Source organism: Planctomycetaceae bacterium (genome assembly GCA_021371795.1).
GTDB lineage: Bacteria > Planctomycetota > Phycisphaerae > Sedimentisphaerales > UBA12454 > UBA12454.
The window spans coordinates 65,252-74,092 of sequence record JAJFVK010000003.1; the positions used below are offsets into that span (position 1 = coordinate 65,252).

Here is an 8,841-nt window from a genome sequence, read left to right on the forward strand (position 1 = left end):
ATTTTTCCTACATTATTTCCAGTTTTGCCTGAAGAGCGCCAGCTCTTTGCAGTGCGTGGAATATTGCTATAAGGTCTGTCGGCGTTGCGCCTATCGCGTTAAGCGTATTGGCAAGCTCCGCAACAGTAACAAGTCTTGGAACGGGAATCAGGTATCCGCTTTTTTCGCTGACAGATAATTCTGTTTCCTGTGTTACTGCGGTTGTCGCGTTTTCCGTAAACGGCGTATCCGGCTGCGATACGATATCTCTTTCCCTGATTTTTATGGTCAGACTTCCCTGCGAGATAGCGACCGACGATATACAGACGTTTTCGCCGACGATGATAGTGCCTGTGCGTTCATTGACGACCACTACCGCCGGGCTGTCAACTCTGACTTCAGGCGTTGTAATTGTATCGATGAAACCGGCGATTCCACTGGGCGGTATATCGTTTGGTATTCTTACTCTTACGCTTCCGCCGTCGATGGCGATGGCGCTTTGCGGGTAAATCTGGTTTATGATTTTGCTGATTTGTTCAGTGGTTGAGAAGTCCGCGTTTCGCAGATTCAAATTGAGGAACCGCTGGTCGGCGATATACTCGATGAAGCTGGCTATTTCTTCTCTTTCAACGGTAGCCACTGCTTCGCCGGCAGCCTGATGATTTTTCGTAATAGAACCCTTATCGCCCGATGCCGTCCAGCCTGCGATTGAAACGCCGCCCTTTGCAATGGCGTAAACCTGTCCATCGAGCAGCCCGCCGCCGTCGAGACCTTTCAAAAGTGTCGGCAGAAGTCTTCCGCCCTGAAGGCTTTTGGCGTCGCCCATTGATGAAACCGTTACGGGAATTTCAGAGCCGACTCTTGAAAACGGCCCAAGTTCCGCTGTTACCGCTACAAGTGCTACGTTGCCGCCGGAAAATGAGGACGGACTGAAAACTTCGCCGGCGTCTTTGAGGACATTCGCCAGCATCTGCTGTGCAGGCAGTGAAGAATCGCCTGTGCCGGCCAGACCTACTACAAGGCCTATGCCGGTGAGCGGGTTTCCTCGAACGCCCTGAATGTCGGTAATATCTTTAATTCGCTGACATAAAGCCGTTTGTGCCGCAAGTAATGTTATTAAGCAGATTGTCTTCATATTCATAAGTTTATGCCGTCTTTTGAATTCATCTTTAAATTTTAATTTGTCATTTTGCATTTTAATTTTTGATTTTTAATTTATCTTTAGAATGGCCAGACTATATCCATAAAGTTTCCAAACCACCCCGGCTTGTTGAAGTTGGCCGCGTAACCTGCATTTTTGGTTATAATTGAAAAGTTAGCGATTTGTTCGCTTTTGATTGTGTTGTCATAAGAGATGTCGGTCGGTCTTACTATTCCGCTGACTTCGATTACCTGCTTGTCGCCCGCTATTTCTCTTGTGCGTGTTCCCATCACAACGAGATTGTTATTTGGCATTATATCCACAACGACAACGGTTATTGAATCAGTGAACTTGCGTTCGTCCTTGAAATCAGCTTTGCCATCAAATTTATTGCTTGATTCAGCAGACATATTTATGCCTGGCATTCTCGGCAGATAGTTTTTCGTTACTGTGCCGGAGCCTGTTTGTGAAACTATGCCAAGCTGACCGTCGAAATCAATAGACCTGCTTGTGGTTTTTTCCATATTTCGTTTCTGTTTATTATCAACTTTGCTTTCTTCGCTGATTACGATTGTTATTACATCGCCGATATGTCTTGCTTTATCGTCGGCGTAGATGTCTTTTTTGTTCTGGTCTCTTTTAGCCCATATAGAATCTGCGTGCAGATTCGCCGCGACGCAGAATACGAATGCCGATATGATAAACGCTGATATTATTTTATTTTTCATTATTGCACCTTACAGTACTGGTTCGACACTGCCGTCTTCTTGTACTTTTCCGATAATTATTCGCTGCGAGCTTAAATTCTGAACTTTTATATATTCGCCCGTCCGGCCTTCCTGCATTGTTTTTCCAATCGCGGTAACGACAAGGCCAAGTCTGTCGATTTTAATCAGAACATTCTGATTCCGCTGCAGAAGCACCGGCGGTTTTAATATTTCAAGCATATTCATTGTGATTTCTGAATTTCCAGGCAGAAGTTTTTTCGCGGCCAGTCCGTAAGGCGGCGTCCAGTTTGCCGGCTGTGGCTGATTGGCCGTGAAATTTTCTACTTTTACATTTTCAGCGTTTAAAATTGTGCCTGCCGGTATATCTGCCGCCGCGACAGCTTTTTTGCAGGTATATTTCATTGAGAACGCGACTTCCCGGCTGCCGAGTTCTTTTTCCCCGCAGAAAACGCTGACCAATACTTTTACCTGGCTGTTGACATTGCTCGTAATACTCGCGGTTAATTTTATGTTGTCGTTGACATCGGTAAGAATTAAATCCTGCGGCGTTTGCGTCAGAGTATATTTACATACTGAAATGTGCGGCGGATTTTCCGTCAGATATGCCAGCGCTTTGTCCGCAAAATCCTGGCCGCTGATGGCCAAATGTTTTTGCGATATCGTTACTTCGTTAGCGCCTGTGAATGTTACCTGCCAGGCGCGGATTCCATTCGATGCCAGAGCCGCGGTCAAAACTTTTTTATCAATAGTGATTTTCTGACCTGCCGATGAAAACCGTCCCAGCGGTATCGCTTGAGCTTTGGCAGCAAGAGCGTCATCGCCTTGTATTACCGAGATGTCTCCCAGAAGAAGTTTATCGCTGCTGACGGTGATTTCTCTTGGCAGATAAATCTGCAAACCGCTGCCGGCTTGAACATTAGACAGCATTGTCAGCAGTAGGATAATTATTATCTTTTTCATAGCTATGCTTGCTTTCTATAATATCAAATATCAAAAATCAAAATTTTTAATTTTAATTTTTAATTTTAAATTACACGCTTGCTATTTGTATTGAATTACGCAGCATATCATCGCCGGCTTTTATCGTTCTTGAGTTTACTTCGTAAGCTCTTTGGGCGGTGATAAGGTTGACAAGTTCGGTAACCATCTGCACGTTGGACTTTTCAAGAAACGTTGACTGTATCGTGCCTAATCCGTCCATTCCCGGTGTACCTGTAACGGGCGTTCCGCTTGCTTCTGTTTCCGAAAGAAGGTTATCGCCGTCGCTTGACAAGCCTGCCGGATTTATAAATGTCGCCAGTTGAATATTTCCGGCGGTGGATGTTCCCGATGGTGTCGTAACCTGGACGCTTCCGTCGGGAGCTATGGTTATATCAGTGGCGTCGACCGGTATTGTAATTGCCGGCTCGATTTGATAGCCGGTTGTAGTTACTAAATCTCCGTTGGCGTTTGTTTGTAGTGCGCCGTCGCGGGTGTATCTCGTTTTGCCGTCCGGCATAGTTACCTGCAGAAAACCGTCGCCTGATATGGCTATATCCAGCGGTTTGCCGGTGTTTACAAGTTCGCCGCTTGTGAAGACTTTTTCGGTTGCTCCTGCGCGAACTCCGCTTCCTATCTCTATTCCGCTTGGTGCTAAAAGTCCTGAAGATACTTCAGTGCCGGCCTGTCTTAATTTTAAGTAGAGCAAATCCTGAAAATCGATTTGGCTGCGTTTGAAACCGTTGGTGTTGATGTTGGCAAGGTTGTTTGCCGTTACATCCACCATCATTTGTTGAGCGCTCATGCCCGTTGCAGCGGTTGAAAAGGCTCTTAACATATATACTCCTTTATATTAATTATTTTTAATCAGTAATTTTTAGCTCATTGCCAGGCCGATGAGGTTTTTCGTATTTTCGCTTCCGACGGCGAGAAATTTCATATTTGCCTCATAAAGCCTGCTGACGGTTATCATATCTACAAGTTCTTCCACCATTTGAACGTTGGAATTTTCCAGACTTCCCTGTCGTACGGTTGTATTTGTCGCGTCGGTCACTGTGGCGTCTTTAGGTGCGCTGTAGCAATTGAAGCCTACTGATTCGAGTTTGCTTTCGCTGTCTTGGAAATCGACGATTTTCAATTTTCCTATTTGGTTTCCATTTGCGCTGATAGTACCGTCGGCGCCGATATTTATTTGCGACAGATGTACTTCTGTCGGGATTGTAATTGGTCCGTTTGCGCCGGAAACTGTTCTGCCGGACAAGTCCACAAGCTGATTGTTAGTATTCAGATGAAACGAGCCGTTTCTTGTATAAAGCGGTCCCTGTGCGGTTTGTATGACAAAGAATCCTTTGCCGCAAAGAGCAGCGTCGAGTGTGCCGCCGGTGTCTGTGAACGTTCCCTGTGAAAAATCGAATGCAGAAGTCAGGCTCACATCGTTGCCGGCACCTGAGCTGTTTTGTGTCTCCTGCGCATCGAGGAGTTTAGAAAATGCGTTGCATCTGCGTTTGAATCCCGCAGTGCTTATGTTCGCCAGATTATTGGCGATTATATTATATTCACGAGTCAGCCCCTCGACTGCCGAACCAACTTGTGTATTTAAATCTGACATTTCAAAATCCTTATGCGTTTACTTCTTCCGGCGTATTATTTTCGATATTTTCCAGCGATGCCGTATTTGTCGCTCTGATTAGACAGTCGATTTCTGAATCGTTAAGTCCCATCAGTTCGACAGCGATTGTCGGGCAGTGCGGATTTTCACTCGCTCTTTTTACAATACCTGCTTCCTGCACGATGCCGACATTTTCGATTGCTTTTAAAATGGACGTCGATATATATTTGACTGTGTCCGTTTCCTGATATTTAACTAAAGATTGCTGTGTATCTCTTTCCAGCTCGAACATAATCAGTATTCTTTCTCCCTGTTTGACCGGTAGCGAAGTTTCGATTCGCAGTCCCGGCCCGCCCAGTTCGGTAACAACTGCGGGAATGAACATCAAAGGCTGCATTTGTACATCAGGAAAATTGTTCTCTGTCAGGCTTTCGATACTTTTTTTGAATGTTTTTTCGAACGGAAAAGACGCTACGTATGCCTTTTTTCTTACCGGAGCTCGTAAAAAGCGTCTTCGGTTGACAAAGTGTACGTCGTCATTGTGCTCCAAAACCATTATGTTGCCGTCATAACTTATTACAAACGTTTCAAATTCCCATATTGACGTGCCGAAAAAGTAGCGGACTTTCCAGTTTTCACCAAACGTAATTATTGTCGCTCTGTTTAATTGTATGGCTAATTCGTTACTGTTGTTTCGGATGACTGTCGCGTCTATGGTTTCCTTTTTATTGTTTATTTCGCGTTCGATTACTAATTCTTTTCCCAAAGGAAGATGTCTGCTGCTTATTGCATCAGATGCCGCAGGCATTCCCCGTGAAAAAGACACTGTTCTTTGGTATCCGAGTTTATTCCGCAGGGAAGTCAGTATCGGTTCGATGCGGATAAGTTCCTCGCGGTTGTGTTTTTTAAACAGCTCGGCTTTTAACTTTTCGCTGCCTTTGTCGAAAGCTTCGCTCATAGTGAAAATCGACGCCGGCAGTCTCAACCCTGCTTTGCGGATGATTTTCACAAGAAGATGTATCTCTTCATCGATTAAATCTCTTTGCTCGGCGTACTCGGCGAAAAGTTCTGCGTTTTCCCGTCTGTTGCGGAGGATTCTCCTGAAACTTACCGCAAACAGTATTACAAGAAGAATGGCTATTGCAATCAGGGTGTAGCGTGTGAATTCCCGGTCGTCCTTATTATACTGTTCTAAGTTTTTAAGGGCGTTAAATCTTTGCAGGGCTGTCGCCGCCAGGGTAAGCAAATTCAAACTTGTATCGATTACATACATTTTGGTCCCGATTTATTAACTGATAAGAGATGTCAGTTCTCTAAGAATTTCGTTTGCGACTCGAATAGTTCTGGCATTTGCCTGGAAACCGTTTTGCGCCTGAATCATATTAACGAATTCCGTTGCGACGTCGGCGTTTGATTTTTCAAGCGAACTGCCGTGTACCGTTCCGGCACCGCCGCTCATAGCCTGCGTTGCGACCGCTTCGCCGGAGTTGGCAGACGGAATGAAGTAACCGCTGCCGACGCTTTCCAGACCTGCTGTATTCTGGAAAAGTGCTATTTGCAGTGTTGCGATTTCCTTCTTGATACCGTTTGAAAATGCACCGATTAACACGCCTTCGTTGTTAACGGATACTGTCGAAAGGCTGCCTGCCGCGTAACCGTCCTGTTCTCTGGCGACAGCCGTTGAATTGCCCGAAAATTGTGTCAGTCCGTCAAATTGTCCGGCTGTTCCGAGGTTTATAGAGATAACCTGCGGATTGGCTGTGTCGTGAGCGAAGGTTACACTTATCTGCGCCGTATCGTTGGTGGTTGTATCTAATCCTCTATAGGAACCATCGTTTTCGTCAAACGTTATGCCCTTAATTCGTCGGCTGTTTAACCCGCTTGTGTCAATATCAGAGATATCGCCGGTTACGGATGTAACGACGAAGTCCCATGTATTTGTCGAATCTGTTCTCACGAATGCACCAGACAGCACGTGTTGGCCGCCCAAAGAGTCATAGACTGAGATATTTACAGTCTTGACTTCTTCGCCGCCCACCGTCGATATTTCAAAATACGCCGGCAAAGTCATTGTGCCATAACCCGCATAACTCATTTCAAATTCAGTCTGGCTGTAACCGCTGTCAGTGTCTCTTATTACCAGTCTGCCTCCGGACAGGGTTACTGTTGCGCTGTCTCCGAGTATGCCTTGTGTTTCAAATCCTTTGACGGTTTCCGCTATTGAATTGGTAATAACGCTTGCGCCGTCAAGTAATGCGCTGGAGTCCATTGTAAGCAGGCCTGCATCGCCTAAAGTGTCATCGAAAGTAAATGTAACACCGCTGGCCATTGAGCCTGAAACTGTAATATCGCCGGCACTTACTGTTGATAATGCTTCCAAAGCCGTTTGAATTTCTCCTGCCGTTGCGTCCCAGTCTATTGCCGCCGTGGTTTCGCCGCCGTAAGTGAGGGTGAATGTTCCTCCGTCCGGTACGTTATTTGGAGCTGTGCCCAGCGTTACGGTCTGAACTTCGCTTACTGCCGCGGTGCCTTCGCTTGTGTTCAGCCAGTTAAGCACATCGCCCAATGTTGTTGTTGAATCGACAGCCATTGTCAAATCTACTGTTGGGCTGCTGCCAAGCGCGGTACCATCGTGTTTCAGGCCGGAGAACGTCAGAACGCCTGCGGTAAGAGCGCCGCTGAACTGGTCAAGCTCGGACAGTTTCGTGGTTTCGGTCGCTTCTGTTCCACTATTTGTCGTGAATTCTATGTTCGACCTTAATATATTTGTTTGCGGGGTCGACAACGCTGAATTGGAGCTTAAGTTGCCGGCCAGTGTTATTGTAGATGTTGACTGTGCCGCCATAGCTACATTATATGGAACGTTGATGTTACTGTTGCCGGAAACCTGGAAGTTATCTGATTCGCCGACGGAACCGATACGCTGAACTATGTAGCCTGTCGATGCGTCAACAAGGTTTGAGTTTGCGTCAACCGAGAAAGTGCCCGCACGGGTATAAAGGTTTTGCGAACCATCACTCAACACGAAATAGCCTTCGCCTTCAAGTGCCATATCCAGCGGATTGCCGGTGCTGACGATATTACCCTGCGTCATATTAGGTGCGATGCCGGATATGCCGACGCCGCTTCCCATTTGCTGCGGGTTGGTACCGCCGACAGTGGTGGTCGGCTGCGATGCTTTCTTTAGTGTTTCGCTTAGCAGTTCAGAAAATGTAATTCTACTTGCCTTGAACGCGGTGGTATTAACATTTGCCAGGTTATTACCCGCTACGTCGAGCATTTTCTGATGTGCCTGTAACCCCGTTACGCCCGCTGATAGTGCAAAACTCATTTCTATGACTCCTTAAGAATATATTCTTTTAATATTTTAGTTTTCTGTCAGTACGACAGCGTCAAGACCGAGTGTAAATTCTGCGGTTGTGCCGGTGTTTGCGTCTGTACTTGTTACGCCAAGTTTGGTCTCGCCTGTGGACGCATCGTAGTATACTGATTTTACCGTTCCTTCTTTCTGTATGTATGAACCGGTCGTTTCATCCTGATAGTAAAACGTTACGTTTTTATCCAGCAATGAATTGGCATAGGTTCGATTGGCTGTCTTCAGAACATCCGAGAAGCTCGAACTCATCGATTCCAACTGTTGAAGCTGGGAAAACTGTGCAAGCTGTGAGGCCATCTGGTCGTTATCCATCGGCTCAAGTGGATTTTGATTCTGAAGCTGCGTTACAAGCAGATGCATATAATCCATTTGGATTTCACTTGCCGAAGTTATTGATGACGTAGCCATAATTTTTCCTTTTCAAAAATTCATTCCGATATTCTTTTTTAAACTCCGCTGTTTTCGCGGTCAGCCGGCGCAGAATTTTGCAAGTGAATACGTAATTCTGCCGCTGGCAATCACAAAACCACAAGCAATTATTGTGCCATTTTTAAATAGATTTTCAGGTTGTAATGTATAAGTGCTTGACAATGCAGGTGTTACATTAAGACATAGAGTGGTGTATCTTGGGGTGTTGTCGGCTGGAGATGATTAAATGTTTACGTTCGCGGAAAATATTGCCGCATAGCGTCAAACTTTTATGCGCACATATTTAGAAATGCATTTAAAAATTTTTCAATCAAAATTAAAAATTCAAAATTAAGAATTTTCTTTGCGTCCTATAATAAAATTTCCGTCCTATAATATAAAAAGTTTGTGATGGTTTGGATTTGAAAATCTTTAGACATTTAGTTTTCAGTATTAAGAATATGAAAATTTAAAATTTTAAATCACTACTGTCCCATTGTAACCTTTGGAATCAAAAGAAGTTAAAAAAACGGTTCTCGCAATTTTGTAAAACTATTGCGTATAACGCAATAAAACATTGATTTAAAGAAAATTAAAATGTAACCATTTTACTAAATTTAGA

8 protein-coding genes are annotated in these 8,841 nt (G+C 44.9%); all 8 read right to left on the reverse strand.

From position 1 onward, the window contains the following. Positions 1 to 7 precede the first annotated feature (7 nt). The 8 genes from LLF92_01325 to LLF92_01360 all read right to left on the reverse strand — a co-directional run bounded on the left by LLF92_01325 (position 8) and on the right by LLF92_01360 (position 8,219). Positions 8 to 1,120, reverse strand: a complete 1,113-nt coding sequence (locus tag LLF92_01325) for a flagellar basal body P-ring protein FlgI (GenBank protein ID MCE5339754.1) — start codon at positions 1,118 to 1,120, stop codon at positions 8 to 10. A gap of 80 nt (positions 1,121 to 1,200) precedes the next feature. Further along, positions 1,201 to 1,848: a flagellar basal body L-ring protein FlgH gene (locus LLF92_01330; GenBank protein MCE5339755.1), complete on the reverse strand. Its 648-nt coding sequence runs from the start codon at positions 1,846 to 1,848 to the stop codon at positions 1,201 to 1,203. Between the two features lie 9 nt (positions 1,849 to 1,857). After that, complete coding sequence (gene flgA, locus LLF92_01335) at positions 1,858 to 2,808, reverse strand: flagellar basal body P-ring formation chaperone FlgA (protein ID MCE5339756.1); 951 nt, start codon at positions 2,806 to 2,808, stop codon at positions 1,858 to 1,860. Between the two features lie 70 nt (positions 2,809 to 2,878). Continuing rightward, complete coding sequence (gene flgG / locus LLF92_01340; GenBank protein ID MCE5339757.1) at positions 2,879 to 3,664, reverse strand: flagellar basal-body rod protein FlgG; 786 nt, start codon at positions 3,662 to 3,664, stop codon at positions 2,879 to 2,881. A gap of 39 nt (positions 3,665 to 3,703) precedes the next feature. Then, the gene (flgF, locus tag LLF92_01345) at positions 3,704 to 4,435 is read right to left on the reverse strand and encodes a flagellar basal-body rod protein FlgF (protein MCE5339758.1); all 732 of its coding nucleotides are present in this window, start codon (positions 4,433 to 4,435) and stop codon (positions 3,704 to 3,706) included. A gap of 10 nt (positions 4,436 to 4,445) precedes the next feature. Next, on the reverse strand, positions 4,446 to 5,708 hold the full coding sequence (locus LLF92_01350; protein ID MCE5339759.1) for a hypothetical protein: 1,263 nt from the start codon (positions 5,706 to 5,708) through the stop codon (positions 4,446 to 4,448). A gap of 15 nt (positions 5,709 to 5,723) precedes the next feature. Then, on the reverse strand, positions 5,724 to 7,766 hold the full coding sequence (locus LLF92_01355) for a flagellar hook-basal body complex protein (protein MCE5339760.1): 2,043 nt from the start codon (positions 7,764 to 7,766) through the stop codon (positions 5,724 to 5,726). Positions 7,767 to 7,802: 36 nt separating this feature from the next. Continuing rightward, complete coding sequence (locus tag LLF92_01360; GenBank protein ID MCE5339761.1) at positions 7,803 to 8,219, reverse strand: hypothetical protein; 417 nt, start codon at positions 8,217 to 8,219, stop codon at positions 7,803 to 7,805. Positions 8,220 to 8,841: the final 622 nt, after the last annotated feature.

Coding starts and splice junctions, on each gene's coding strand:
- LLF92_01325 (MCE5339754.1), bottom strand. CDS start 1,120: ATGAATATGAAGACAATCTGCTTAATAACATTACTTGCGGCACAAACG.
- LLF92_01330 (MCE5339755.1), bottom strand. CDS start 1,848: ATGAAAAATAAAATAATATCAGCGTTTATCATATCGGCATTCGTATTC.
- flgA (MCE5339756.1), bottom strand. CDS start 2,808: ATGAAAAAGATAATAATTATCCTACTGCTGACAATGCTGTCTAATGTT.
- flgG (MCE5339757.1), bottom strand. CDS start 3,664: ATGTTAAGAGCCTTTTCAACCGCTGCAACGGGCATGAGCGCTCAACAA.
- flgF (MCE5339758.1), bottom strand. CDS start 4,435: ATGTCAGATTTAAATACACAAGTTGGTTCGGCAGTCGAGGGGCTGACT.
- LLF92_01350 (MCE5339759.1), bottom strand. CDS start 5,708: ATGTATGTAATCGATACAAGTTTGAATTTGCTTACCCTGGCGGCGACA.
- LLF92_01355 (MCE5339760.1), bottom strand. CDS start 7,766: ATGAGTTTTGCACTATCAGCGGGCGTAACGGGGTTACAGGCACATCAG.
- LLF92_01360 (MCE5339761.1), bottom strand. CDS start 8,219: ATGGCTACGTCATCAATAACTTCGGCAAGTGAAATCCAAATGGATTAT.